The organism is Actinomycetospora rhizophila (assembly GCF_042657905.1).
GTDB lineage: Bacteria > Actinomycetota > Actinomycetes > Mycobacteriales > Pseudonocardiaceae > Actinomycetospora > Actinomycetospora rhizophila.
Genome location: NZ_JBHSKG010000012.1, coordinates 26,714 through 51,619 on the forward strand (window position 1 = coordinate 26,714; position 24,906 = coordinate 51,619).

The window sequence follows — 24,906 nt, forward strand, 5'->3', positions numbered from 1 at the left end:
CCGGCGCCCGGGTCGCGGTCACGGTGTGGCTCGGACGCGGGGCCCGATCGTGGCCCGGCGACCACTCCGTCGGGTGGCGCTGGCAGGGACGCGGATCCAAGACCCGTCCGACGCCCCGTCCGGACCTGACGCGCCGAGCAAACGGGTGACAACCACACCGGTGACTGGTCCTTCGGTGTTTCTCTGCCGACACTTCGGTGGTGAGAGCACGCGAGGGGTCCCGGGCGCCGACGCCGATGGCGGAGGCCGGCCCGGAGCTCCTCGGGGTGCACGACGCCCAGGCGTCCGTGCCGTACCGCCCGCGCGCGGTCGACGACGCGCTGGAGGACGCGCTCGGGGCCGACCGGCCGCTCGTCGTCGTGGTCGGCGACCGCCTCGCCGGCTCCTCCCGCGCGCTGCACCGGGCGCTGCGCCGGATGCTCGGCGACCGCCTGCTCCTGCCCGTCACCGACCCGCACGCCGTCGACCTCGCGGCCGTCGTCCGGACCGCGCGCACGATCGCGACGCGCGCGCGGCCGGTCGTGATCGCCGCCGACGACGCGCCGCCGGCCCTGCTCGACCAGGTCGACGACGCCCTCCTCGGCGCCCTCGGCGGGGGCGTCCGGCTCGCCCTGACCACCCGCCGCACGTTCCTCGACGCCCACCTCGCCGCCCCGACGCGCGCCCGGCTCGAGGCCGCGACGATCGCGATGCCGCCCGGCCCGATCGGCGAGGAGATCCGGCCTGTGGCCCGGGCGCGCGCGGTGCTCGACCCCGTCGGCTGGTCGTCCCGCGTCCCGCTCGCGCTGCTGCGCACCGCCGTCGACTGGGAGCGCCTCGGCGTCCCGCTCCCGCTCACGCCCGCGCTGCTCGCCGAGGTCGCCCCGCTGTCCCTGACGGCCCTCGGCGCGCCGCCCGCCGACCGGGGCGAGCTGCGGCGCACGGCGCGCGACCTGCTGCGCGCCGACCACGGCGGCCTGCGGGTGCTGCGTGCCGTCCCCGGTGCGCGGGGCCGGTCGAGGCTGGCCGCCGACCGCCTCTTCTCCCACCTCGCCGACGGCGACGCCGGGGCCTGGCCGGTCTCCGAGGACCTCGCCCGCGACCTGTGGCACCGGCTCGGTCCCGAGGAGCGGGCCCGCGTCGCGCGGGTCGCCCTGGCGCGCGGCGAGGGGCAGGTGGCGCTGTGGCTCGCGACCCAGGTGCCGCCCGACGACTTCGAGCCCGAGGCGCTCTACCGGCTCGGCGTCGTGCTCGCGGCGCGTTCCGCGGCCCACACCCCGGAGCCCGGACGCTGGGACGGCGGCGCGCTGCGGTGGCTCACCGCCGCCCTCGACCGCGCCGACGCCGACCTGGTCCCGCGGGCCCAGCGCGCGATCCTGGCCGTCGAGTCGCGCCGCGAGGAGCGGGCCTCGCTGCCCACGGTCCGCCTGCCGGTCGAGGACGCCTGGCGCGCCGAGGTCACGCGGGTCTGAGCCCGCTCACGCGGGGTCGGGGGCGTCCGCGTCCCGGGCCACGCGGGCGAGCGAGCGGTCCACGAGCGTCAGCACGAGGAAGAGCGCCGCCGCGGCGAGCATGACGACCGCCAACTCGTGCATGCCGGGGGTGGTGGCGCCGTCGCGGAACACGACGCCGGTGGTGGCCGACGCGACGATCGCGCCGAGGTAGAAGAACGTGCGCATCAGCCCGGCCGACGAGCCGATCCGGGCGGGGTCGGCCTGGTGGTAGACGGCGTTCTGGTTGGCGAGGTTGTTCAGCCCCTGGGGCAGCCCGGCGACGAGCGAGAGGGCGAGGATCAGCCAGAGCGCGCTCCCCGCGTCGAGCACGAGCAGCAGCGCGGCGACCACGACCTGGCCGACCGCGCCCGCGACGAGCTTGCCGCGGATCTCGCGCCGCCGCCCCGTCACCGTCGAGACGACGATCGCCGCGCCGAACACGGGCAGCAGGACCAGGCCGGTGAGCTGCGGCGACAGCCCGCGGCCCTCCTCGAGCCACTGGGTGTAGCCGTAGAGGAACGCGTACGACGAGATCGCGGCGAGCAGGGAGCGGGCGTACGTCGCGAGCAGCGGGAGGTTGCCGCCGAGCAGGCGCAGGTCGAGGAACGGCAGCGGCGTGCGCAGCTCCCACCACGCGAGCGCCGCGCCGGCGGCGACCGACAGGACCGGCAGCCACCACAGGTCCGCGCGCAGGTGGGTGAGGAACAGCAGCAGCGCGACGAGCGTCGCCACGAACAGGGCGATCCCGACGGGGTCGACCGCGCGGGCGACGGCCCGGACGCCCTGGCGCGCGGACGCGGACCGTGGCAGGTACAGCGCGCCGAGCACGAGGCAGGCGAGCGCGAGCGGGATGTTGACGGTGAACGTCACCCGCCACCCGCCGACACCGATGAGGAAGCCGCCGAGCGTCGGGCCGATCACCGCCACCGTCTGCGTCGCCACCGCGAGGACGGTGAGGACGCCGGCCGGGCTGTCGCGCCCGGTGCGGTCGGCCTCGCCGCGGATCAGCGTCATCGCCGCCGGGTAGCCGGCGCACGTCCCGAGCCCGAGCAGCACCCGGGCGACGACGAGCACCTGGATCGAGGGCGCGAGCGCCCCGAGCAGCCCGCCGATCCCGATCAGCGCCGCGCCGGCGAGGAACAGGCGGCGCGCCCCGAACAGGTCGACCAGCCGCCCGACGACCGGCTGGCCGATCGCCGTGGCGAGGTAGAGCCCGGAGACCAGCCAGGCGGTCTGCGACGGCGGGGCGCCCAGCGCGATCCCGATGGGGATCAGGGCCACCGCGATCATCGTCGAGTTGATCGGGTTGAGGATCGCGCCGAGGACCATCGGCGTGATGAGGCGGCGGTCGAAGTGGTCCTTCGACGGCTGACGATGCGGACTGAGCCGCTGCAGCGCCGTCGTCACCGGCCGGTCACCCGGTCCAGCAGCGCCATCGCCGCGACGACGGTGCCGCGCTCGTCCTCGGTGAGGCGTTCCTGCAGCGCCACCGCCAGCCACTCCTCGCGGGCGGCGCGCGTGCTGTCGATCAGCTCCCGCCCGGACGGCGAGATCGTCAGCAGCTGGCGGCGGCCGTCGCCGGGGTCGGGGCGGCGCGTCACCAGCCCGCGCTCCTCCAGCGCGCCCGTCGACGTGGCCACCGACTGCGGGCGGATCCCCTCGGCGGCCGCGAGCTCGCTGGCGGTGCGCGGGCCCTCGCGCTCGAGCCGGCTGAGCAGCGAGGTCTGCGTGAGCGTCAGCTCCCCGGCCTGGTGCGACTCGCGCAGCCGGCGCCGCAACCGTCCGACGACGACGCGCACCTCGTGCGCCGCCCGCACCGCCGACGCGCTCAGCTCCCGGGTCTCCGTCACGTTCATCAGTCTAGACTGTTCAGTCTGACCTGACGAATGCCGCGGATACCGTGATCCGGTGACGCTCCCTCTCGCCGGCCTGCGCGTGCTCGACATGGCCTCGCTCGCCGCCGGTCCGCTCACCGCGACCTACCTGGGCGAGTTCGGTGCCGACGTCGTCAAGCTCGAGCCGCCCGGGGTCGGCGACGCGATCCGCGGCTGGGGCGTGCAGCGCGACGGCGTCGGCGTGATGTGGAAGAGCGTGGCCCGCAACAAGCGGTCGGTGACCGTCGACCTGCGCACCCCCGACGGCCAGGACCTCGCCCGCCGCCTCGCCGCGAGCTGCGACGTCGTCGTCGCCAACACCCGCCCGGCGACCCTGCGCCGCTGGGGCCTCGACCACGAGCGGCTGCGCGCCGGCAACCCGCGCCTGGTGATGCTGCACGTCACCGGGTTCGGGCTCGCGGGGCCGAAGGCGGAGCACCCGGGCTTCGGCACGGTCGGCGAGGCGATGAGCGGGTTCGCGCACCTCACGGGCGAGCCCGGCGGTCCGCCGACCCTGCCGGCGTTCATGCTCGCCGACGGGGTGGCCTCGCTGACCGCGGCGTACGCGGTGATGACCGCCCTCTACGAGCGCGACACCCGCGGCGGAGAGGGCCGGTTGATCGACGTCAACCTCGTCGACCCGCTGGCCCGGCTGATCGAGCAGTCGCTGCTCACCTGGGACACGACCGGCACCGTGCCGGGGCGGATGGGCAACCGCTGGGACATCTCCGCGCCGCGCAACACCTACCGCACCGCCGACGACCGCTGGATCGCGATGTCGGGCAGCGCGCCGACGGTGGCGCTGCGCGTCTTCCGGGCGATCGGGCGCCCCGACCTCGCCGAGGACCCGGACTTCGCCGACCCGCAGCGCCGTCTCGCCCGCGCCGGCGAGGTCGACGCGGTCGTCGCGGAGTGGGTCGCGCGGCACACCCAGGAGGAGGCGATGGCGGTGTTCGCGGCCGCCGAGATCGCCGCGGGGCCGGTGTACACCGTCGCCGACCTCGTCGCCGACGAGCAGATGGTCGCCCGCGAGGTGTTCCGGCGCGTCGACGACGAGGAGCTGGGGAGCCTGCTCGTGCAGATGCCGGTGCCGCGCCTGTCCGGGGTGGAGGCGCGCGTCGACCACCTCGGCCCGCCGCTCGGGGCGCACACCGACGAGGTGCTCGCCGAGATCGGGATCGACGACGCCGCGCGCGCCGACCTGCGGGCGCGCGGGGTGATCTAGTTGGAGGGACCTCCAACGTCCGGCGTGCGTCACATCGCCGCGGCCGGGGTGCGTGCCTAGCGTCGCCGACCATGGCGTGGGACTTCTCGACCGAACCGGGATTCGCGGCGGAGCTCGACTGGGCGCGGTCGTTCCTGGAGGAGGAGATCTACCCGCTCGAGGTGCTCGACCTCGACCACGCGTCGTTCCGCCGCCTCGCGCGGCCCCTGCAGGAGCGGGTCAAGGAGCGGGGCCTGTGGGCGGCGCACCTCGATCCCGAGCTCGGCGGCCAGGGGTTCGGCCAGCTCAAGCTCGGTCTGCTGCACGAGGTGCTCGGGCGCAGCGAGCTCGCGCCGTTCGTCTTCGGCTGCCAGGCGCCCGACTCGGGCAACGCCGAGCTGATCGCGCTGGCCGGCACCGAGGAGCAGAAGCGCCGCTGGCTCGACCCGCTGCTCGACGGGCGCATCCTCTCGGCGTTCGCGATGACCGAGCAGGGCACCGGTTCCGACCCGCGCCAGTTCACCACCCGCGCCGAGCGCGACGGGGACGAGTGGGTGATCACCGGGCGGAAGTGGATGGTCGGCAACGCCTCGCGCGGCGACCTGCACATCGTCCTCGCCGTCACCGAGCCCGACGCCGACCCGCACCGCCGCATGTCGATGCTGCTCGTGCCCGGGGACGCGCCGGGCATCCGCGTCCGCGACCTCGGGCTGATGAACGACCCGGGCGGCGAGAACCCGGTGTGGGCGCACGGCGAGGTCGTCTACGACGGCGTGCGCATCCCCGCCGACAACCTGCTCGGCGCACGCGGCGAGGCGTTCACGCTCGCGCAGCGCCGGCTCGGCCCCGGGCGCATCCACCACTGCATGCGCTGGATCGGGGTCTGCCGGCGCGCCTTCGACATGCTCGCCGAGCGGGCGGTGTCGATCTCCGTGCACGGCGGGCCGCTCGCCGACAAGCAGACCGTGCAGAACTGGGTGGCCGACAGCGCGGCGTCGATCGAGTCGGCGCGCCTGCTGACCCTGCACACGGCGTGGCGCATCGACCAGGTCGGCGCCCCGGCCGCGCGCACCGAGATCGCGATGATCAAGTACCACGGCGCGCAGGTGCTCCACGACGTGCTCGACCGCGCCGTGCAGATCCACGGCTCGCTGGGCTTCAGCACCGACATGCCGCTCGAGCAGATGTACCGGTGGTCCCGGGCCGCGCGGATCTACGACGGCCCCGACGAGGTGCACCGGGTCAGCGTCGCCCGGCGCCTGCTGCGCGACTACGCGCCGACCGACGTGCCCACCGAGCACGTCCCCACCCGCCGCGCCGCCGCCCTCGCCCGCTTCGCCGACGAGCTCGAGCACCCGCTGATGGCTACGTGAGCACTTTCCGGCCCTCGAGGGCCGGAAAGTGCTCACATGGGGTTGGGGAGGTCCACAACGGCGCCGGACGTCGCAGGTCCCGCCAGCGCGTCGAGCACGGACAGCATCGCCCGCATGGACAACCGCGAGGTGGCGTTCGGGCTCTGGTACGACTTCCGTAACCCGGCTGGAGACCGGCCGTTCAGCACGTTCTACCGCCAGACCCTCGACCAGATCGCGTGGGCCGAGGAGCTCGGCCTCGACTCGGTCTGGCTCACCGAGCACCACTTCTGCGACGACGGGTACACGCCGTCGCCGTTCACGCTCGCCGCCGCGATCGGCGAGCGGACCCGGCGGATGCGCATCGGCACGAACCTCATCGTCTCGCCGCTGCACGACCCCGTCCGCCTCGCCGAGGACGCCGCGACCCTCTCGCTGCTCACCGGCGGGCGCTTCGACCTCGGGGTCGGCCAGGGCTACTGGGAGCGCGAGTTCGCGGCCTTCGGGAAGACCATCAAGAACCGCCCCAGCCTGCTCACCGAGGGCGTCGAGCTGATCCGCCGCGCCTGGTCGGGCTCGCGCGAGCCCTACGAGGGCAAGCGCTACCGCTTCCCGGGCCTGCCCGTGACCCCGGTGCCCGAGCAGCCCCCGCAGCTGCTGGTCGGCGCCATGGCCGACCCGGCGATCGAGCGCGTCGCGCGCATCGGCGACGGCTTCCTGTCCACGCAGAACCACCACCACGAGGTCTACCTCGACGCCCTCGAGCGCCAGGGCACGCCCCGCGAGCAGGGCCGCATCTACGCCGGCCAGTGGGCGCTGATCGCCGAGGACCCCGAGCGCGAGTGGGCCGAGGTCGGGCCGCTGGTGCTCGACCAGCTCAACACCTACATCTCCTGGGGCGCCTTCGGGCCGCCGGACACGACGCCGCGCTTCGCCGACCCGGACCAGATCGTCGCCGCCGGCGCCTTCACGCTCTGGGACCCCGCGACGGCGGTCGAGGAGCTGACCGCGATGCTCACCGCGCGCCCGCAGATCCGCGACGTGCACTTCTGGGCGCAGCTGCCCGGCGAGTCGGTCGACCACGGGTCGCGGCGCGTCGAGCTGCTGGCGGCGCAGGTGGCGCCGGCCGTCAAGGAGCGCCTGGCGAAGCCCGGAGCCATGGCGTGACCCTGCTCGTCACCACGTTCCTCGACCGCGCCCGCGACCACGCGCCGGACCGGGAGATCGTCGACTACGTCGACGGCACCTGCGTGCGCCGCAGCACCTACCGCGAGTACGACGCGCGGGTGCGCCGGCTCGCGGGCGCGCTGCGGGAGCTGGGCGTCCGGCCGGGCGACCGGGTGGCGACGCTGGCGGGCAACCACCACCGCCACCTCGAGCTCTACCTCGCCGTGCCGCTGGCCGGGGCCGTGCTGCACACGGTGAACCTGCGCCTGGAGCCCGACGAGATCGCCTACGTGGTCGGGCACGCCGACGACGAGCTGCTGTTCCTCGACGTCGCCCTGCGCCCCGCCGCCGCGCCCGCCCGGGCGGCACGGCCCGGGATGCGCGTCGTCGTCCTCGACGGCGACCCGGAGCCGGGGGAGATGCGCTACGAGGACCTCGTGGCCGGCGGCGACCCGGTGCACGACCCGCCGCCGCGCGGCGAGGACGACCTCGCCGCCCTCTGCTACACGACCGGCACCACCGGCGCGCCCAAGGGCGTGGGCTACACCCACCGGGCGCTCTGTCTGCACACCATGGCCGCGGGGCTCGCCGACGGGCACGCGATCAGCCGCCGCGACCGGGTCGTGCACCTCGTCGCCATGTTCCACGCCAACGCGTGGGGCGTCCCGTTCGCGGCGCTCATGGTGGGCGCCGACCAGATCCTGCCGGGCCCGTCGCCGCGGGTCGCCGACGTCGCCACGATCATCGAGCGGGAGCGCGCCACCTACCTCGGCATGGTCCCGACCCTCGCCGTCGACCTCGTCGCGCACGCCCGGCGCACCGGCGCCGACCTGCGCAGCCTGCGCGCCCTGGTGCTCGGCGGGTCCACCCCGAGCCGCGAGCTGATCCGGGCGATCGAGGAGGACCTCGGCGTCTCGGCGTTCCAGGGCTGGGGGATGACCGAGACCTCGCCGATGGCGACGTTCTCGCGCCCCGAGCCCGACGCGGCGCCCGCCAAGCGGTACGCGCAGATCCAGACGCAGGGCCGCCTGCTGCCCGGCCTGCAGTGGCGGCTGGTCGACGAGGACGGCGCGACCGTCCCGCACGACGGCGTCGCGCGCGGCGAGCTGCTGCTGCGCGGGCCGTGGGTGGCGACCGGCTACTACCGCGGCGAGCGACCCGAGGCGTTCGTCGACGGCTGGCTGCGCACGGGCGACGTCGCGACGATCGACCCCGAGGGGCGCCTGCGCGTGGTCGACCGCACCAAGGACCTGATCAAGAGCGGTGGCGAGTGGATCAGCTCGCTGGCCCTGGAGGCGGCCCTGCTCGAGGCGCCGGGCGTCGCCGACGTCGCCGTGGTCGCGGTGCCGCACGAGCGCTGGCAGGAGCGCCCGGTGGCCGTCGTCGTGCCGGACGCGGGCGGGGTCGACCCGGACGCGGTGCTGGCGGCGCTCGAGGGCCGCGTGCCGCGGTGGTGGCGCCCCGACCGCGTCGAGGTCGTGGACGCCCTGCCGCGCACGAGCGTCGGGAAGGTCGACAAGCGGCGGCTGCGCGACACCGTTGGAGGAACCCACAACGCGGCGGAGGCCGACGCCTCCCGGGTCCCGGCGACCCCTTCCTAGGTTCCAGCGAGCACGAGCCCATGTGAGCGAAGTTCGGGGCTATAGCCCCGAACTTCGCTCACATACGACCAGCAGCGGGAGGACGACGTGGGACACCTCGAGGTCGAGGACGGGCGGCGGATCTACTTCGAGCACCACGCCGGCACCCGGCAGCCGGTGGTGCTGGTGCACGGCTGGGGGGTCACGGCGCACTCGTGGGACACGGTGGCGCCGGCCCTGCACGCCGACGGGCACGAGGTCGTCCTGCTCGACTCGCGTGCGCACGGCCGGTCGGACAAGGACTTCGCCGACGTGTCGATCGCGGCGATGGGCGCTGACGTCGCGCGGCTGTGCGAGCACCTCGGCCTGCAGCGTCCCGTGGTCGACGGGTGGTCGCTCGGCGGCGCGGTCGCCGTCGACGCCGTCGCCCGGCTGGGCTCGGCGGCCGGCGGGCTCGTCCTCACCGGCGGCGCCACGCCGCGCTACACCTCGGCGCCGGACTGGCCCCACGGCGGCACCGTCGACGACGTGGAGGCCGTGCTCGCGGGTGCGGCCGCCGACCGGGCCACGACGTTCCGGGGCGTCGCCCAGGCGGTGTGCGCGGTGCCGGTGAGCAGCGACGTCGTCGACTGGATGTGGGGCATGTTCATGGCGATGGGGCCGCGCGGCGACCACGCCATCCGCGACCTCGCCACCCTCGACCAGCGCAAGACGATCGGCACGCTCGAGGTGCCCGTCCTGAGCCTGCACGGCCGCAACGACGGCTTCGTCGCCTTCTCCGGCGCCGAGGCCGCGATCGACCTCTATCCCGACGCGCGCCTCGTCCCGTTCGACGGCGTCGGCCACGCCCCGCACCTCGAGGACCGCGAGACCTACCTCGCCGAGCTGCGGACGTTCCTGGACCGCACGGGCCGGTGACCGTGACCGGGGGGTGGCTGGTCACCGGGGGCACCCGGGGCATCGGGCGGGCGGTCGTCGACCACGTCACCAAGTCCGGCGGTGCCGTCGCCGTCCTCGCCCGCACGCCGGCCGCCGAGCCGTACGCCTCCGACGACGTCCTGGAGATCCCGACCGACGTCACCGACGGCGCGTCGGTCGAGCACGCCCTCGCCCGGGCCCGCGAGCACCTCGGCGGCGTCGACGTCGTCGTCAACTGCGCGGGCGTGCACCGCGGCGGGCGCATCGCCGACCTGCGACGCCACCGGTGGGACGAGGTGCTCGCGACCAACCTCACCGGCGCCTACGAGGTCTGCCACGCCGCGGTGCCCCACCTCGTGGAGGGCGCCGCGATCGTCAACGTGGGCGCGGTCGTCGGCTTCCGCGGCTTCCCCGGCGACAGCGCCTACGCCTCGGCCAAGGCGGGCCTCGCGGGCCTGACCCGGTCGCTGGCCGTGGAGCTGGCGCCGGCGGGGGTGCGCGTCAACCTCGTCGTCCCGGGCTTCGTGGACACCGCGATGACCGCGGGGCTCTCGACGTCGGCGCGCCACCGCATCGTCGCCGCGATCCCCGCCGGGCGGACCGGCAGCGCCGAGGAGATCGCCGACGTCGTCGTGGCGGTGGCCGGCGCGTCCTACATGACCGGCGCCGTCGTGCCCGTCGACGGCGGGCTGATGGCGACGTTCGGGGGGACCGGGTGAGGGCGGGCTTGTCGGGACCTCCAACGGTGACGGGGTCGCTCCGTTCCGTCATCGGTCCGCCGTTCCTAGCGTCCGCCGCATGAGCACCGACACCGCGACCCGCAGCAAGGAAGACGCGAACAAGGCCGTCGTCACCGAGTTCATGGAGGTGTTCTCCCGCGGCGACGTCGACGCGATCCTCGGCTTCCTCACCGATGACGCCACCTGGTGGGTCGCGGGCACGATCGAGGGCATCTCGGGGGAGAAGGACAAGGCGGCCTTCGGGGAGATGCTCGCGGGCCTGTCGACCCTGTCGACCACGGGCGCGATCGCGCTGACGCCGAAGGCGCTGACCGCCGAGGGCGACCGGGTCGCGGCGGAGACCGAGTCGTACGCCGAGCTGTCCAACGGCCGCGTCTACAACAACCTCTACCACTTCGTCTTCGAGCTCTTCGGCGGGCGCATCCGCCGCGTCAAGGAGTACCTCGACACCGAGCACACCCGCGCGGTGTTCCTGGGCGCCTGAGCGCCCCGTCAACCCCAGAGACCGGGAGGTCAACCCATGGACGTCGGCGTCCTGCTCGTCATCCAGAACTGGTTCTCCGACAAGACCGACGAGGAGGTGTTCCGCTCCGACGCCGAGCTGGGGGTGCTCGCCGAGCAGTACGGGTTCGACTCGGTCTGGGCGGCCGAGCACCACTTCGACGACTACTCGATGTGTCCCGACAACCTGCAGCTCATGAGCTACCTGGCCGGGCGCACCGAGCGGATCAAGCTCGGGACCGGCGCGGTGATCCTCCCGTGGAACGACCCGCTGCGCGTGGTCGAGAAGGTGATCATGCTCGACCACCTCTCGGGCGGGCGGACGCTGTTCGGCATGGGCCGCGGGCTGGCCAAGATGGAGTACGAGGCCTTCCGCACCGACATGGGCGAGGCCCGCGGGCGCTTCGACGAGGCCGCGCCGATGATCATCAAGGGGCTGGCCGAGGGCATCGTCGAGCACGACGGGACCCACTACCACCAGCCGCGCGCGGCCGTCCGGCCCGGACCGAGCCGCTCGCTGGACGGGCGCCTGTTCGGTGTCGCGATGTCGCCGGACTCGATCCCCGCGATCGCGACGCTGCCCGTGCAGATGATGACGTTCATGCAGTACGACATCGGGACGCACGCCGAGGCGATCAACCGCTGGCGCGGGCTGCACCGCGAGCACCACGGCACCGAGCCCGGCCCGCCGCTGCTGCAGGACTTCACCTACTGCCACGAGGACCCCGACGAGGCGAAGGCGATCGCCCACGAGTACATCTCGCGGTACTTCCTGTCGGTGATCAAGCACTACGACTTCGCCGGCTCGCACTGGCGCGAGACCCCGGGCTACGAGGCCTACCAGGTCGGCGCGGACATGATCCGCGAGGCGGGCATGGAGACCGCGGCGAGCGCGTACGTCGACGCCAACGTCTACGGCACGCCGGAGCAGATCATCGGCAGGTACGAGGAGCGGCGCGACGCGGTCGGCGACTTCATGGCCAACCTCGCCTTCTCCTACGCGGGCCTGCCCTACGACAAGGTGCACGCGAGCCTGAAGCTCTTCGGCGAGAAGGTCGTGCCGGAGCTGCACAAGATGAGGACGAAGACCCCGGCCGCGGTCTGAGCGCAGCCGCACCGGACCGTGACCCCTCCCGTTCGGCGCGTCCCGCAGGGCACACTCGGCCTGCGGGCGCGTCGACGGGGAGGCGGTACCGGGATGGGTGGTCTCGCCGTCGCGCGCCCGGACGACCACACCGGCCCGCGCGAGCGCGAGGTCATCGCGGCGTTCGCCGACATCACCACCGAGGCCATCACGGCCACCCGGCTCGAGGACCTGCTCGCGCTGGTCGGGCAGAAGCTGTGCCTGCTGCTCGGCGTCGGGCGCTGCTCGGTCTACCTGCGCCAGGACGACGGCCGCTTCCGCGGCGCCGCGGGCTGGTGCGGCGACGACGGCAACATCAGCGCGGCGGTGCAGGCCCAGGAGGCCGGCATCCCGGGCGACGCGTTCAGCCGCGAGGTGATCCGCAGCGCCGCCCCGGTGCTGATCGACGACGTCCGCAACGACCCCCGCCCGCACCGGCGCACGATGGAGCACTGGGGCGTGCGGGCCATGCTCGGCGTGCCGCTGGTGTTCGACGGCGACGTCATCGGGCTGATCTTCGTCGACAACGTCGCGCGCGAGCACGAGTACACCGACGACGAGATCTCGCTGGGCGAGCTGTTCGGCGGGCTCGCGGCGCTGGTGATCCGCCAGGCGCTGCAGGGCGCCCGGCTGGCCGCGCAGGCCGAGGAGCTCGACCGCCAGAAGCGGATGCTCGAGTTCCTCGCCGACGTGCACGCCAAGCTCACCGGCGCGGTGCTCGAGGGCGCCGACATCCGCGCCGTCGTCGAGCTGCTCTCCGACCTCGCCGGCGCCCCGGTCGCGCTGCTCGACGAGGACTTCGCCGTGCTGACCTGGACCGCGCCGACCGCCCTGCGCGCGGAGGCGCCGGTCGTGGGCGATCGGGCCCGCGACCGGCCCGCGCTGCGGACGGCGCTCGCCGAGCTGTCCGCGGCGCGCCCGTCCACGGTGCTCGAGCCGTCGTCACGGACCGGGCTGGGCCGCCGGCACGTCGTCTGCCGCCTGATCGTGGAGGGCCGGCCCAGCGGCTACCTCGCCGTGGTCGAGGCGGGGCGCGCGCTCGGCGACCTCGACACCAAGCTCGCCGAGCGCGGCGCCACCGTCCTCGCGCTGCAGGTGCTCTCCGAGCGGCGGCAGATCGAGGCCGAGGGCCAGGCCCGCGACGACTTCCTCTCCGACCTGCTCAACAACCACCGCGACGTCACCCAGCTCGCGCGCCGGGGCCTGCCGTTCGGTGTGGACCTCAGCCGGCCGCACGTGCTCGTGCGCCTGACGGTGGAGAGCGGGGAGGGGCACCCGCACGCGTCGGTCGCGCGGCGGCTCGTGGTCAATGACCTCGCGCTGCGCCTGGGCGCCGACGAGCCGCCGGCGACGACGCTGCCCGGCGCGGTCGTGCTGCTCGTGCGCCTCGGGAGCGGGAGCGGGGTGTCGACGCCCGACGAGGTCCGCGCGCACGTCGCGGCGGTCGCCGACGCCCTGGTGCTGCGCGTGCGCATCCGCGGCGGCGTCGTCTCGGCGGTCTGCCGCGAGCCCGAGGAGTTCCCGCGCGCGCACCGCGAGCTGCGCGAGATCGAGGAGCTGGCGCGCTCGTTCGGCTGGTCGCGCCGCGTCGTCACCGTCGACGAGCTCGGCCTGTTCCGCGTGGTGGTGTCCAGCGGGCGGGTCAGGGAGGCCGTGCGGTTCGCGGACGAGCTGGTGCGGCCCGTGCGCGACCACGACGGCGCCGACGGCGCCCTGCTCCCCACCTGGCGGGCGTTCCTGGCCGCCGAGGCGCGGGTGCAGCGCGCGGCCGCCGACCTCGGCGTCCACGAGAACACCGTGCGCTACCGCCTCGGGCGCATCCGGGAGATCACCGGCAAGGACCCCGCGGCCCTGGACACGCTGCTCGTCGCCCGCGTGGCCTTCCAGATCCTCGAGCTCGCCGGGTGGTTCCGCGAGGGCGCCTGAGGTCGTGGCGGGCCGATCACCGCGGTTCGGGGCGTCCGCGTGCTACGATACTTGCGAACCAACTAGCAAGTTAGAGAGAGGCGGCTCCCGTGCCCCGCACTCCCCTCGTCCTCGTCCACGGCAACCCCGAGTCAGCGGTCGTCTGGGGCCCGGTCATCGGGGAGCTCGACCGGGCCGACGCGGTCGTCCTGTCCCCGCCCGGGTTCGGCGTCCCCGCGCCTCGCGGCTTCGACGCGTCGGCCACGGCCTACCGCGACTGGCTGGCGTCCCAGCTCGAGCTGTTCCGCGCCCCGGTGGACCTGGTCGGTCACGACTGGGGCGGGATCCACGTCGCGGCGCTGGCGATGAGCCGCCCGGACCTGGTCCGCAGTTGGGCCTCCGACGCGCTCGGGGTGTTCGCACCCGACTACGACTGGCATCCGCGAGCGCAGGTGTGGCAGCAGGAGGGCGCCGGGGAGGCCTCGGTGGAGGAGATCTGGGGAGGCGACCTGCAGCAGCGACTCGCGGTGACCTCGGCCCTCGGCATGACCGGACGCATGGCGGAGCGGGTCGCGGCAGGCATGGACCCCGAGATGGGCCGCGCCGTCCTGAAGCTGTTGCGGTCGGCGCGGCAGCCGGCGATGTCCGACGCGGGACAGCTCCTCCCGAACGCCGCACGACGACCGGGGCTCGCCATCATCGCCGTCGACGATGTCGGGCGAGCCAGCGGAACGGTGGAGCAGCACGAATGGGCCGCGCGCAAGGCGGGCGCGAGGACGGTGCACCTCGAGGGTGTGGGTCACTGGTGGCCGGAGGAGACGCCGGCGCCGGTCGCCGACGCCCTGACGGCCTTCTGGGCCGAGCTGCCGTCTCCGGACAGGGCTCCGGCGGCCCGCTCCTGAGGGGCGGTGCCCCTCGGCGGGCCTCGTGCTCCCCGCTGTCGTGCCCCTACCCCGTGGCGAGCTGGGACGACGGCCCGACCTGGCGCTCCCAGCGGTTCAGGGCCTCGACGAAGTAGTAGTCGCCGAACATGATCCCGGAGTCGGCCTGGCCCTCGGGCAGGTTCTGCGTGCCGTGCAGCAGGATCGAGCGGAACGGGGTGCCGCGCGCGAGGTAGGCGGGCGTCGACAGCGAGGCGAGCATGCCGCGGGCGCCGTCGACGTCGGCGTTCTTCGTCGCCGGGTCGGCGTCCAGCTCGTTCATCGCGAGCAGGGCGCTCGCGGTGATGGCGGCGGCCGAGGTGTCGCGCGGCTCGGGCGGCGCCTGCGGCACGTCGAAGTCCCAGTACGGGACGCGGTCGGGCGGCAGGTGGCCGAGGAACCAGTCCGCGGTGCGGTGCGCGGTGTCGAGGTAGGCCGGGTTCTGCGTGTACCGGTAGGCCATGGCGAACCCGTAGGCCGCCCACGCCTGCCCGCGCGCCCACGTCGAGTCGTCGCGGAACCCCTGCATCGTGTACGTGCGCTGCAGCGCGCCGGTGCGCTGGTCGTACCCGCCGAACATCGACGTGCTGCCGTCGGGGCGCACGAGGTCGCGCATCGTGCGGTCCGCGTGCCGGTTCGCGATGTCGGCGTACTGCGGGCGGCCGTGCTGCGCGGCCCAGTACAGGAGCTCCAGGTTCATCATCGCGTCGATGTTGACCTGGTACTTCTCCTGGTCGTCACGGTCGTCCCAGACGCGGATCATGCCGACGGCCGGGTTGAACCGGGCGGCGAGCGTGTCCGCCGCGGCGAGCGCGGTCTGCTTCGCGCCCTCGTCGCCGGTCAGCTGGTGGTCGACGGCGAACGTCATGAACATCTTGAAGCCGAGGTCGGTGTCGTCGTGGGACGTCTCGGACGTCAGCGGCGCCTGCCAGCGCTCGGCGCGCTCGCGCCACACCGGGTCCTGCGTGCGCTCGTAGACCCGCCACAGGGCCGCGGGCAGGAAGCCGGCGGTCCAGTCGTCGGCCTCCTTGGTCAGCCACGTCCCGTCCGGGTTGGTGCGCACCGGGTAGGCGGGCGGCGCGAGCGTGTCGGCCGTGGCGGCGAGCTGCGCGTCGGCGAACGCGAGGACGGAGCCGTCCTGCGGCGCGGCGGCGCGGGCGTCCCGGGCCTGGGCGGCCGGCTCCGGTCGTGCTGCCTGTGGAGCCGGCGGCGAGCTGCAGGCGACGGCCGTGGCCGCGATCAGGGCCAGGACGATCCAGGTCCTTCGTGACGCCATGTGCGCTAACCCCCCGGTCGCTGCGACCGCCGACCTCGTCGTGGGCCGGTCGGGCGCCGGACGCTACCGGGGGTCCCGGTGCTCAGCTCGCGAGGGGCGACCGGCGCTGCTGCGGCGCCACCGGGGCCTCGCTGCTGTCGCGGCGCTGGGTGGGGATGCTGGCGACGATCGCGGCGCGGCGGCGGGCGCGCTGCACGGCGGCGGCGCGGTCGGCCTCGTCGCGCCAGGCGTCGACGGTCTGCTCGTCGCGCGTGCCCCGGCGGGCCATGCTCGCCAGCGGCGTCGCGGCCCACGCGCCGACACCGACACCCAGCGCACCCACGGCGGCCAGAACGCTCATGTCATCCCCCGATGATCCCCCGACGTTCCCCCGATGGAACGTGATGCCTGGTCGTCGCGGCGCAGGGCCCTGACGTTATCGGTGGTGCGCCACGCCACCCGAACGGTTGAAACCTGGACCTCCGAGTGGCCGGAAACCCGTCGACGTGCGGGTGATGCTGGAGCCGTGACGCTGCCCGGGCCGCTGTCCCTCTCGGCGATCGACGACGTGGTCGGCGACGCGCACGTCGTCGCGATCGGCGAGAACAACCACGGCATCCGCGAGTTCGGGGAGCTCCGCGCGCGGCTGGCGCTCCACCTCGTCCGCGAGCGGGGCTTCCGGATCGTGGCGCTGGAGTCCGGGTTCGCCGAGGGCGCGCTCGTCGACGCGTGGGTGCAGGGCGGTCCCGCGGCGTGGGACGACGTCGCGCGCGACGGCTTCACCTTCCGCGCCGGCGACCACCCCGAGATGCGCTCCCTGGTGGAGGAGCTGCGCGGGTACGCGTCGTCCGGCGGGTCGGTGCGGTTCGCGGGTCTGGACGTGCCGGGGTCGGGCGGGTCGCCGCAGCCGGCGCCGGCGAGGCTGCGGGGGATGGTGCCGGCCGACGTCGTCGAGCGGGCGGCGGCGGCCACCGCGGCCTACTCCTCGGCGAACAACGGGGTCGCGCCCGGGCGGTGGTCGGCGCTCCCGGTCGCCGACCAGGACGCCGCGACGACCGCGCTCGCCCGCCTGCTCCTGCGGACCTCCGGCGACGACCTCGCGTGGCATCTCGCGCTGGGCGCGCTGCGGCTGGACGAGCAGCTGCGCGAGTTCGCGGTGCTGTTCGCGCCGGACCCGCCGGCGCGCGTGGTGTCGTCGCGCGACCTGTACATGGCCGAGACCGCCCGCTACCTGCGCGCCTCCGGCGAGAAGGTCGTGCTGCTCCTGCACAACGGGCACGCCCAGCGCGTCCCGTTCGCGTTCCTGCCCGGGGTGAGCGCGCCGTCGGCCGGGACCGTGCTCGCCGAGGCGTACGGCGACGACTACGTGGTCGTCGGGCTCACGGCGCTCGCCGGCTCGACGACCGGGCTCGCCCTCGACGACGGCGCGCGGCACGGGATCGCGCTGTCGTCCGAGCCGCTGGGGGAGCGCGCCCCCGACGGCATCGAGCAGGCCGTCGCGGACGCCGGGATGGGCGCGGAGCCGGTGCTGCTGGACATGCGCTCCCTCCGGGGTGGTCGCGGCCCGAGCAGCATCCGGCACGCGACGACCCACATCCCGGTCGACGTCGCCGCGGGGTACGACGCGGTGATCTGCCTGCCGACGCAATCGGTCAGTGCGGCCGTGGGGGGCTGAGCGGCTCCCGAGTTCGAGCGAGGGGCACCTTCGCTCGGATAGACCGTCGAGGGGCGCCCCTCGCCGGAACGTCGAGGGCGACGCCGCTCTGGGCGCTACGCGGATCGGGGCGTCCTCGTCGGGGAGAACACACCCTCCGCGGTCGGCGGCACACCGGTCCGCGAGATTGAACGCGCCGCGCGACGGGCACGCCCCGGGGGAGACAGGACAGCGCGATCACCGCGCTCCCCTCGGCCCGTCGAGATGGTGGCGGGACGTCATCACACCCCGAGATCGCGACGATGGCCGAGGCCTCCCCACCGCGCCCGTGTGCGCGGCCGCCCCGCCTGTTCGACGAGCGATCTCCCTCGTTCGTGCCAGGAGAACTCCCCATGACTTCGACGCTGCCTCCACCCCAGGGGGCCCCGGTCAACGACACCCCCGACACCGACACCCCCGACCCCCCGATCCGCACCGTCGGCCTGCTCGCCGACCCCGGCCTGCCGACGAAGCTCGCCGAGCAGGTCGCCCCCGACCTCCCCGACCTCCTCGCCCTCCACCTGCCGGGACGCACCTGGCGGGTCGAGACGGCCGAGGGCCCGGTCGGCCTGGACTCCGAGGGCCTCGTGCCCATGTTCCGCACCGGTTGCGAGCGCCAGCGTCGGCACGGCTGGGACGTGGTCGTCATCGTCACCGATCTGCCGCGGCGGGCGGGCACCGAGCCGCTGGTGTCCGACTTCGGGTCCGACGACGGGGTCGGCCTCGTCTCGGTCCCGGCCCTCGGGGCCCTCTCGCTGCGCCGCCGGTTGCGCGCCGCCGTCGTCGACCTGCTCGAGCACGGCCTCGCCGAGCCGTCGGACACTCCCGGCCGGGCCCGCCGGGGCCTGTTCAGCCCGCCGATCTGCCGGATCGCCTCCGAGCACGAGGGCATCGACAGCCACCTCGCCCTCCGTGGCATGCGGGGACGCCTGCGCCTGCTCGCCGGCATGGTGCGCAGCAACCGCCCGTGGCGCCTCGTCCCGAGCCTGTCCACGGCGCTGGCCGCGGCGGCCGCCGGTGCGGCGTTCGGCATCTTCTACTCGAACATCTGGGAGCTCGCGGACGCCGCCGGGCCGTGGCGCCTCGCGCTCATCGCGGTGCTGGCCGTTGCGGCCATGAGCACCTGGCTGATCGCCGACAACGAGCTCTGGGAGCACCCGCGCTCGCGGCGGCTGCGCGCCGAGGTGCACCTCTACAACGCGGCGACGACCTCGACGATCGTGCTCGGCGTCGTCTGCTGCTACGCGTTGCTGCTGGTGCTGGCGGGGTCGGCGGCCGCCGTGGTCATCCCGCCGACGTCGCTGGCCGAGGCCCTCGGGCACCCCGTGGGCCCGGCGGCCTACCTCGCGGTCACGTCGATGGCGACGTCGATGGGCATCGTGGCCGGCGCGGTCGGTTCGGGGCTGACGGCCCCCGAGGACGTGCGCGCCGCGGCCTACAGCACCCGCGAGCAGCAGCGTCGCGCGCGCCTCGACCACGAGGACGAGCACGCCGCCCAGGGCGAGAGCGGGCAGCCGGGCTGAGCTCCCGTCACGCCGGGATCCGGCGCCGGTTCCGCGCGGCCGGGACTGCGGGGGCGAGCACGACGCCCAGGGCGGCGAGGTCGTCGGCGAGCCAGCCCAGCCGACCCCACGCGTCGGCGAGCCGCAACGTCTCCCGCGGATGCTCGCGGCGGCCCGGTGCCGTGGCGAGCGCCCGCAGGGCGCTGTCGAGGAAGTCCTCGGGGACGGCGAGCACGGCGGACGGGGTGCGCCCGTCGGCGAGGGCGCGGGCGACGGTCGCGTAGCCCTGGGCGAGGGCGTGGGCGTCGTCGCGGAGGCGCTCGACGAGGTCCGGCCAGCAGTCGGGGAGCCACGAGGACGCGGGGTCGAGCTCGTCGAGCGAGGTGCGCGCGGCCCGCAGGGCGCGGTGCACGACGCCGAGCACGACGAACCAGTCGACGTCGCCCTCGTGGCGGGCGCGGCGCTCGGAGCGGTACTGCAGGAACGTGGCCTCGAACAGCAGGAGCCAGTGCTCGGCCGGTTTCAGGCGGGCCGCCACGTCCTCGCGGGTGCCGGTGCCCGCCAGCCAGGACGACGACGCGCCGATGAGCGCCGCGGTCTCGCGGAGGCAGCGGGCGGCGTCGCGGCGGACCTCGCCGTGCCCGCCCGCCGGCCACACCGCCGCGCCCACCCCGATCCCGACCGCCGCGCCCACGGCGACGTCGAGGAGCCGCACCCCCGCCAGCGACGGCCCGGCCGGGGAGAGCTGGGCGAACAGCACGGCGACCAGGACGGTGAAGCCCGCCTGGCCGGCGATCATCCCGAACAGCTGGCCCGCCGCCACCGCCACCACGCACAGGAGGGGGAAGAGCGCGGCGTAGACGATCGTCTGCGGGCCCGCGACCGCCAGCAGCCCGGCCGCGACGACCGCACCCAGCGCCGTGCCGACGATCGCGGGCAGGAGCGTGGCGCGCGTCGACGTCACCGACGTCCGCATCAGCGTCAGCGTCGCCAGCAGCACCCACAGCCCGTGGGACAGATCGAGCCCGCCGGCGACCAGGCGCGCCAGGGCGAGCCCGACCCCCAGGCGCAGCGCGTTCTGCAGGTACACCGAGCGCAGCGAGAGGTGGGCGTGGATCCGGCGCCACCACAGCAGCGGGGTCGAGGCGGTGGCCCACCACGAGAGCTCCGCGGCGGCGGGGGAGCGGGGTCCGCGCGGGGTCACGACGATCTCCGCCGCCTGCACGGCCACCCGCGCCGCCGAGAGCGCCTGCCCGATCGCCACGGCGGCCCGCGCGTGCGCCACCGTCGCCTCGTCGTCGGCGAGGTGGGTGATCGAGTCGAGGCGACGCTCGGTGTAGGCGAGGCGCTCGGCGTCGAGGTCGGCGACGTCGGGCACCCCGCCGCGCCCGAGCAGCGCGTCCGCCGTGCGGTGCATCGTCGCCCCGAGCGTGGCGAGGACCGGGGCGGCGTCCACGGGGATCGCGCGGGCGTCGGGGGCGAGGAGGGCGTCGACGCGGCCCTGCATCCCGCGCAGGGCGGCGCCGAGGTGGGCGAGTCCCCGGTCCTCCATGCCCGGGCCGGTGGGGCGGATCTCCCACGGCGTCGCCAGCAGCTTCAACCGCCCGGCGGCGTGCGCGGCCGCGGCCCGGCGGGCGGGCACGGCGTCGGTGTCCCGCGCCCCGACGGCCTCGAGCAGCGCGGCGAGCGCCCGGGCCGCCGAGGCCGCGCGGCAGGCGTAGGTCTGCACCGGGCGGGGTGGCCAGAGCACGCGGTCGGCCACCAGGAGGAGCCCCACGCCGAACACGAACCCGAGCACGCGCGCGGGCAGCGTCTCGGGGGCGAAGGGCGGGAACGACGGCAGGATGTAGACCAGCTGCAGCCCGTTGGCGACGCCCGCGAGCCGCGGACCGCCGACCGCGATGAACGCGACGGACACCCCGGCGACGAGCATGCCGACCGACGCCATGATCGTGCTGCCGGCGAGCAGCGCACCGATCGTCAGCAGCACCGTGCCCGCGACGAGGCAGCCGATGAGCGTCCGGGTGCGCTCCCGCGGCGTCCCGACGACCTGCGAGAGCACCCCGAAGCCGATCGTCCCGAACACCGCGTACGTCGCCGCGGCCGGGCTGCCGAACCCGTAGCGGCACACCATGAACACGACGGTGGCGACGACGGCGACGCGCAGCGCCCTGCGGCACGCGCCCAGCCCCGGGTCGCGGCGCAGGAGCCAGCGCACGGCGCGGTGATCGGCCACGGGCCCGAGTCTGCCGCTCCGGCGGCCGGACTCCCAGCGTCGCCACCGGCCGTGGAGCCGCGGGCACGCTGCGTCAGCGCGCGCGTGTCCGCGGGCCCGGACGGCGGGTGATGACGCGCTCCGACGACGACGCCGGAGCGGGACCAGGCGCCGGGGCGGGAGCCGGTGCCGGAGGCGGGGAGGGTTCGAGACGCCCGCGGGGCAGGCAGCACTTCTTGTACTTGGCCCGCGACCCGCACCAGCACGGGTCGTTGCGGCCCGGCGGCCACACGAGGTGGGGGCCGGGGGCGGGGTCGGCGGCCTCGGGATCGAGCATCGCGGCCACCAGCTCCGGCGTCGCGACCTCCACCTCGAGGAGCTCGCCCTCGGCGTCGGCGGCCTGCAGCGCGCCCTCGAGGAGCGCGCGGTGGGCGTCCCAGTCGTGCCCCAGCTCGCCGGCCAGGGCGGGCTGCGCGGCGAGCAGCCGGGTGAGCGCGACCTCCGGCCAGAACACGAGGTCCGGGGCGGCGTCGAGCTCGTCGGCCAGCGCGTCGTACTCGTCGGGAGGGAGGCCGAGGTCCGCGCGCACGTGGCGCCGGCGCACGATCAGCTCGTCGACCAGGTCCGCCGCGTCCAGCTGGTCGTCGGAGCCCTCGGTGAGGCGCTCCTCGCGCTCGATCGTGGTGACCATGGCCGCGGTCAGCCACTGCTCGGCGATCTCGCCGCGTCCGTTCTCCCTGAGCGCGTCGGCGATCGGCAGCACCGCGGTGACCTCGCGGAGCAGCAGGGGCCGGAGCTTCGTGAGCTCGGCCAGGCCCTCGTCGTCACGCCCGAGCCGCAGCAGGCGCTCGGCGTGCGCGGCGTGCAGCCAGGTCGCGTCGTCGGTGCCCGCCCCGGCGGTGACCGCGCGGCCCGAGAGGGCGATGGCCTCCTCGTGGTCCCCGGCCTGCTCGCGGGCCTCGGCGGCGAGGCTCAGCGCGTAGCCGGCGTCGTCGGGGTCGGCCAGCCGCTGCCCGTCGACCGCGGCGACCAGCTCCTCGGCGTAGGGCCGCGGGTCCCGCGCGCGGACCGCGTCGCTGCCGAGGCCGTCGAGGTCGTCGGACGTCAGGAGCGAGGCCACCGGGTCACGGTAGGCCTCGCCCCCGACGCCGGGTCAGGCCGGCAGGTCGACGAGGTCGGCCAGCACCGTGCGGTGGTGGTCGGCCGAGCCCAGGACGAGGGCGTCGGCGCGGGCGCGCTTGAGGAACAGGTGCGCCGGGTGCTCCCAGGTGAACCCGATGCCGCCGTGGAGCTGCAGGCCGTCCTCGGCGGCGAGCAGCGCCACCTCGGAGCAGTGCGCCTGGGCGACCGCGGCGGCCACCGGGAGGTCCGGCGAGCCGTCGGCCGCGCACCGCGCCGCGTACCGGGCGACCGCGCGGGCCTGGGTGATCGCCACCCAGAGGTCGGCCAGCCGGTGCTTGAGCGCCTGGTACGACGCGAGCTGGCGGCCGAACTGGTGGCGGTCGCGCAGGTAGGCGACGGTGTCGGCGAGGCAGCGCTCGGCGAGCCCGAGCTGCTCGGAGGCGAGGATCGCGGCGCCGACCCGCAGGGCGTGCTCGACGTCGGCGGTGACGACCCGCGCCGGCGCCCCGTCGAAGGTCACGTCGGTGAGGCGCCGGGTCATGTCGAGCGACTCGCCGGTCGTGCGGGTGACACCGTCGCCGTCGGCGTCGACGACCGCGATCTCGGTGGCGGAGACCGGCACCAGCAGCACGTCGGCGGTCACGGCGTCGACGACGGCGGTGACGGTGCCGGCGAGGAGGTCCCCGGCGCCCTGCCGCTCGACGACCGGCACCGGGCGCCCCGCGCCGCGGGTGGCGCCGACGACGAGCACGGCGGTGCGCTCGCCCGCGGCGACGGACGCGAGCAGCTCGTCCTCACCGGTGCCCAGCAGCAGCGCGGTGGCGACGGCGGTGCCGAGGAACGGGACGGGCGCGACGGCGCGGCCCAGCTCCTCGGCGACGACCGCGACCTCGCGCCACGACGCCCCCGCGCCGCCGCGCTCCTCGGGGACGGCGAGGCCCGCGACCCCGATCTCCTGGGTGAGCCGCTTCCAGAGGTCGGTGTCGACGGGTTCCCCGGTGTCGGTGCGCCGCAGCACGGCGTCCCACGGGGCCTGCTTGTCGACGAGCGCGCGGACGCTGGCGCGCAGGTCCTCCTCGACGTCGGAGTAGAGGAGGTCGCCGGTCTCGGGGGTCGTCACGGAGCTCATCGGGGCAGGTCCTTCCAGGGCACGTCCTTGTCGGCGCGGGCCTCGGCGGGCAGGCCGAGCACGCGCTCGGCGACGACGTTGCGGAGGATCTCGGACGTGCCGCCCTCGATCGAGTTGGCGCGGAAGCGCAGGTAGCGCCAGCCGGCGTCGCGGCTGCCGTAGTCCTCCACCTCGGGGCGGCGCTCGCTGTAGTCGGGGTAGCGCAGGCCGTCCTCGCCGCGCAGCTCGAGCTCGAGGGACGAGCACTCCTGGTTGAGGCGCGCGTAGGTGATCTTCACCCCGGAGCCCTCGGGGCCGGGCTGGCCGGCGGCCTGCTGCTGGCCGAGGCGCTCGGCGGTCAGGCGCGCCGCCTCGGTCTCGACCCACAGGCGCAGCACGCGCTCGTGCAGCCCGGGCGTGTGCGTCTCGGGGTGCTCGCGCCACCGCGCGGCCAGGGCGCCGACGGCCCCGCTCTCCCGGGGCAGCGTGCCGCCGCCGATGGCGACCCGCTCGTTCATCAGCGTGTACTGCGCGACGGCCCAGCCCTGGCCGACCTCGCCGAGGCGCTGGTCGTCGGGGACGCGGACGTCGGTCAGGAAGACCTCGTTGAACTCCGCCTCGCCGGTGATCTGCCGCAGCCCGCGCACCTCGACGCCCGGCGCGGTCATGTCGACGACGAAGTACGACAGGCCCCGGTGCTTGACCGCCTCGGGGTCGGTGCGGGCGAGGATGATGCCCCAGCGGGCGTGGTGGGCCATCGAGGTCCACACCTTCTGCCCGTTGAGCACCCAGGCGTCGCCGTCCCACACGGCGCTCGTGCCGACGCCCGCGAGGTCCGACCCGGCGCCGGGCTCGCTGAACAGCTGGCACCAGATGTCCTCGCCGGTCCACAGCGACGGCAGCCAGCGTCGGTGCTGCTCCTCGGTGCCGAAGCGCAGGATCGTCGGCGCGGCCATGCCGAGCCCGATGACGTTGAGCCGCGGCCGGTTCTCCGGCGCGCCGGCCTGCTCGAACGCCGCGTCGACGGCGGTCTGCAGGCCGTTCGCGGCGCCGAGCCCGCCCAGGCCGGCCGGGTAGTGCACCCACGCCAGGCCGGCGGCGAAGCGCTCGCGCAGGAACTCGGCGGGCTCGGTGGTCGAGGGATCGTGCTCGGCGAGGAACTCCTCGACGCGCTGCGCCAGGGCGGCCGCGTCCGGAGGGCTGTCCGTGGTCGTCACCCCTGCACCCTGCGTCGCCGGCGGGCACCTGTCGAGTC

General features: G+C 75.4%; 21 protein-coding genes. 13 read left to right on the forward strand and 8 right to left on the reverse strand.

Annotation, left to right across the window (positions count from 1 at the left end):
* Positions 1–200: 200 nt before the first annotated feature.
* Complete coding sequence (locus ACFPK1_RS20930) at positions 201–1,451, forward strand: hypothetical protein (RefSeq protein WP_378022880.1); 1,251 nt, start codon at positions 201–203, stop codon at positions 1,449–1,451.
* A gap of 6 nt (positions 1,452–1,457) precedes the next feature.
* On the opposite strand, the gene ACFPK1_RS20935 is transcribed toward ACFPK1_RS20930, so the two are convergent.
* Both ACFPK1_RS20935 and ACFPK1_RS20940 read right to left on the reverse strand, forming a co-directional pair.
* Positions 1,458–2,879, reverse strand: coding sequence for an MFS transporter (locus ACFPK1_RS20935; RefSeq protein WP_378022881.1), 1,422 nt, complete (start codon positions 2,877–2,879; stop codon positions 1,458–1,460).
* Positions 2,876–3,322, reverse strand: a complete 447-nt coding sequence (locus ACFPK1_RS20940) for a MarR family winged helix-turn-helix transcriptional regulator (RefSeq protein WP_378022882.1) — start codon at positions 3,320–3,322, stop codon at positions 2,876–2,878. Before ACFPK1_RS20940 ends, ACFPK1_RS20935 begins: the two co-directional genes overlap by 4 nt.
* A 58-nt stretch (positions 3,323–3,380) precedes the next feature.
* Here ACFPK1_RS20940 and ACFPK1_RS20945 point away from each other — a divergent pair, with 58 nt between their 5' ends.
* The 10 genes from ACFPK1_RS20945 to ACFPK1_RS20990 all read left to right on the forward strand — a co-directional run bounded on the left by ACFPK1_RS20945 (position 3,381) and on the right by ACFPK1_RS20990 (position 14,738).
* Positions 3,381–4,571, forward strand: a complete 1,191-nt coding sequence (locus tag ACFPK1_RS20945) for a CaiB/BaiF CoA transferase family protein (RefSeq protein ID WP_378022883.1) — start codon at positions 3,381–3,383, stop codon at positions 4,569–4,571.
* A 71-nt stretch (positions 4,572–4,642) separates the two neighbouring features.
* Positions 4,643–5,923: an acyl-CoA dehydrogenase family protein gene (locus tag ACFPK1_RS20950; RefSeq protein WP_378022884.1), complete on the forward strand. Its 1,281-nt coding sequence runs from the start codon at positions 4,643–4,645 to the stop codon at positions 5,921–5,923.
* A 114-nt stretch (positions 5,924–6,037) separates the two neighbouring features.
* Entirely contained in the window at positions 6,038–7,069 is a 1,032-nt protein-coding gene (locus tag ACFPK1_RS20955; protein ID WP_378022885.1) for an LLM class flavin-dependent oxidoreductase, read from the forward strand.
* Positions 7,066–8,670 (forward strand): long-chain-fatty-acid--CoA ligase, encoded by a 1,605-nt coding sequence (locus ACFPK1_RS20960; protein ID WP_378022886.1) that lies wholly within the window; start codon positions 7,066–7,068, stop codon positions 8,668–8,670. The genes ACFPK1_RS20955 and ACFPK1_RS20960 overlap by 4 nt, the downstream gene beginning before the upstream one ends.
* Before the next feature lie 87 nt (positions 8,671–8,757).
* Positions 8,758–9,567, forward strand: a complete 810-nt coding sequence (locus ACFPK1_RS20965; protein WP_378022887.1) for an alpha/beta fold hydrolase — start codon at positions 8,758–8,760, stop codon at positions 9,565–9,567.
* Positions 9,564–10,286 (forward strand): SDR family NAD(P)-dependent oxidoreductase, encoded by a 723-nt coding sequence (locus ACFPK1_RS20970; RefSeq protein ID WP_378022888.1) that lies wholly within the window; start codon positions 9,564–9,566, stop codon positions 10,284–10,286. The genes ACFPK1_RS20965 and ACFPK1_RS20970 overlap by 4 nt, the downstream gene beginning before the upstream one ends.
* A 79-nt stretch (positions 10,287–10,365) precedes the next feature.
* On the forward strand, positions 10,366–10,791 hold the full coding sequence (locus tag ACFPK1_RS20975; RefSeq protein WP_378022889.1) for a nuclear transport factor 2 family protein: 426 nt from the start codon (positions 10,366–10,368) through the stop codon (positions 10,789–10,791).
* Between the two features lie 36 nt (positions 10,792–10,827).
* On the forward strand, positions 10,828–11,913 hold the full coding sequence (locus tag ACFPK1_RS20980) for an LLM class flavin-dependent oxidoreductase (RefSeq protein ID WP_378022890.1): 1,086 nt from the start codon (positions 10,828–10,830) through the stop codon (positions 11,911–11,913).
* Between the two features lie 93 nt (positions 11,914–12,006).
* Positions 12,007–13,857, forward strand: a complete 1,851-nt coding sequence (locus ACFPK1_RS20985) for a GAF domain-containing protein (protein WP_378022891.1) — start codon at positions 12,007–12,009, stop codon at positions 13,855–13,857.
* 89 nt (positions 13,858–13,946) lie between these two features.
* Positions 13,947–14,738 (forward strand): alpha/beta fold hydrolase, encoded by a 792-nt coding sequence (locus ACFPK1_RS20990; RefSeq protein WP_378022892.1) that lies wholly within the window; start codon positions 13,947–13,949, stop codon positions 14,736–14,738.
* Between the two features lie 46 nt (positions 14,739–14,784).
* Here the strand turns inward: ACFPK1_RS20990 and ACFPK1_RS20995 are convergent, their stop codons facing one another.
* Both ACFPK1_RS20995 and ACFPK1_RS21000 read right to left on the reverse strand, forming a co-directional pair.
* The gene (locus ACFPK1_RS20995) at positions 14,785–16,032 is read right to left on the reverse strand and encodes a glycoside hydrolase family 88 protein (protein ID WP_378022893.1); all 1,248 of its coding nucleotides are present in this window, start codon (positions 16,030–16,032) and stop codon (positions 14,785–14,787) included.
* Between the two features lie 82 nt (positions 16,033–16,114).
* Entirely contained in the window at positions 16,115–16,372 is a 258-nt protein-coding gene (locus tag ACFPK1_RS21000) for a hypothetical protein (protein WP_378022894.1), read from the reverse strand.
* 165 nt (positions 16,373–16,537) lie between these two features.
* Here ACFPK1_RS21000 and ACFPK1_RS21005 point away from each other — a divergent pair, with 165 nt between their 5' ends.
* Both ACFPK1_RS21005 and ACFPK1_RS21010 read left to right on the forward strand, forming a co-directional pair.
* Entirely contained in the window at positions 16,538–17,686 is a 1,149-nt protein-coding gene (locus ACFPK1_RS21005; RefSeq protein ID WP_378022895.1) for an erythromycin esterase family protein, read from the forward strand.
* Positions 17,687–18,057: 371 nt separating this feature from the next.
* Entirely contained in the window at positions 18,058–19,227 is a 1,170-nt protein-coding gene (locus tag ACFPK1_RS21010) for a hypothetical protein (RefSeq protein WP_378022896.1), read from the forward strand.
* A gap of 7 nt (positions 19,228–19,234) precedes the next feature.
* Here the strand turns inward: ACFPK1_RS21010 and ACFPK1_RS21015 are convergent, their stop codons facing one another.
* The 4 genes from ACFPK1_RS21015 to ACFPK1_RS21030 all read right to left on the reverse strand — a co-directional run bounded on the left by ACFPK1_RS21015 (position 19,235) and on the right by ACFPK1_RS21030 (position 24,868).
* Complete coding sequence (locus ACFPK1_RS21015; protein WP_378022897.1) at positions 19,235–21,442, reverse strand: FUSC family protein; 2,208 nt, start codon at positions 21,440–21,442, stop codon at positions 19,235–19,237.
* Positions 21,443–21,515: 73 nt separating this feature from the next.
* On the reverse strand, positions 21,516–22,541 hold the full coding sequence (locus ACFPK1_RS21020) for an SEC-C metal-binding domain-containing protein (protein ID WP_378022898.1): 1,026 nt from the start codon (positions 22,539–22,541) through the stop codon (positions 21,516–21,518).
* Between the two features lie 33 nt (positions 22,542–22,574).
* Positions 22,575–23,672, reverse strand: coding sequence for an acyl-CoA dehydrogenase family protein (locus ACFPK1_RS21025; RefSeq protein WP_378022899.1), 1,098 nt, complete (start codon positions 23,670–23,672; stop codon positions 22,575–22,577).
* Complete coding sequence (locus ACFPK1_RS21030) at positions 23,669–24,868, reverse strand: acyl-CoA dehydrogenase family protein (protein WP_378022900.1); 1,200 nt, start codon at positions 24,866–24,868, stop codon at positions 23,669–23,671. The genes ACFPK1_RS21025 and ACFPK1_RS21030 overlap by 4 nt, the downstream gene beginning before the upstream one ends.
* Positions 24,869–24,906: the final 38 nt, after the last annotated feature.

Excerpts from the sequence above, each read along its gene's own strand:
- ACFPK1_RS20950 (WP_378022884.1), top strand. The coding sequence starts at position 4,643 with ATGGCGTGGGACTTCTCGACCGAACCGGGATTCGCGGCGGAGCTCGAC.
- ACFPK1_RS20955 (WP_378022885.1), top strand. The coding sequence starts at position 6,038 with ATGGACAACCGCGAGGTGGCGTTCGGGCTCTGGTACGACTTCCGTAAC.
- ACFPK1_RS20975 (WP_378022889.1), top strand. The coding sequence starts at position 10,366 with ATGAGCACCGACACCGCGACCCGCAGCAAGGAAGACGCGAACAAGGCC.
- ACFPK1_RS20980 (WP_378022890.1), top strand. The coding sequence starts at position 10,828 with ATGGACGTCGGCGTCCTGCTCGTCATCCAGAACTGGTTCTCCGACAAG.
- ACFPK1_RS20985 (WP_378022891.1), top strand. The coding sequence starts at position 12,007 with ATGGGTGGTCTCGCCGTCGCGCGCCCGGACGACCACACCGGCCCGCGC.
- ACFPK1_RS20995 (WP_378022893.1), bottom strand. The coding sequence starts at position 16,032 with ATGGCGTCACGAAGGACCTGGATCGTCCTGGCCCTGATCGCGGCCACG.
- ACFPK1_RS21000 (WP_378022894.1), bottom strand. The coding sequence starts at position 16,372 with ATGAGCGTTCTGGCCGCCGTGGGTGCGCTGGGTGTCGGTGTCGGCGCG.
- ACFPK1_RS21010 (WP_378022896.1), top strand. The coding sequence starts at position 18,058 with ATGACTTCGACGCTGCCTCCACCCCAGGGGGCCCCGGTCAACGACACC.
- ACFPK1_RS21025 (WP_378022899.1), bottom strand. The coding sequence starts at position 23,672 with ATGAGCTCCGTGACGACCCCCGAGACCGGCGACCTCCTCTACTCCGAC.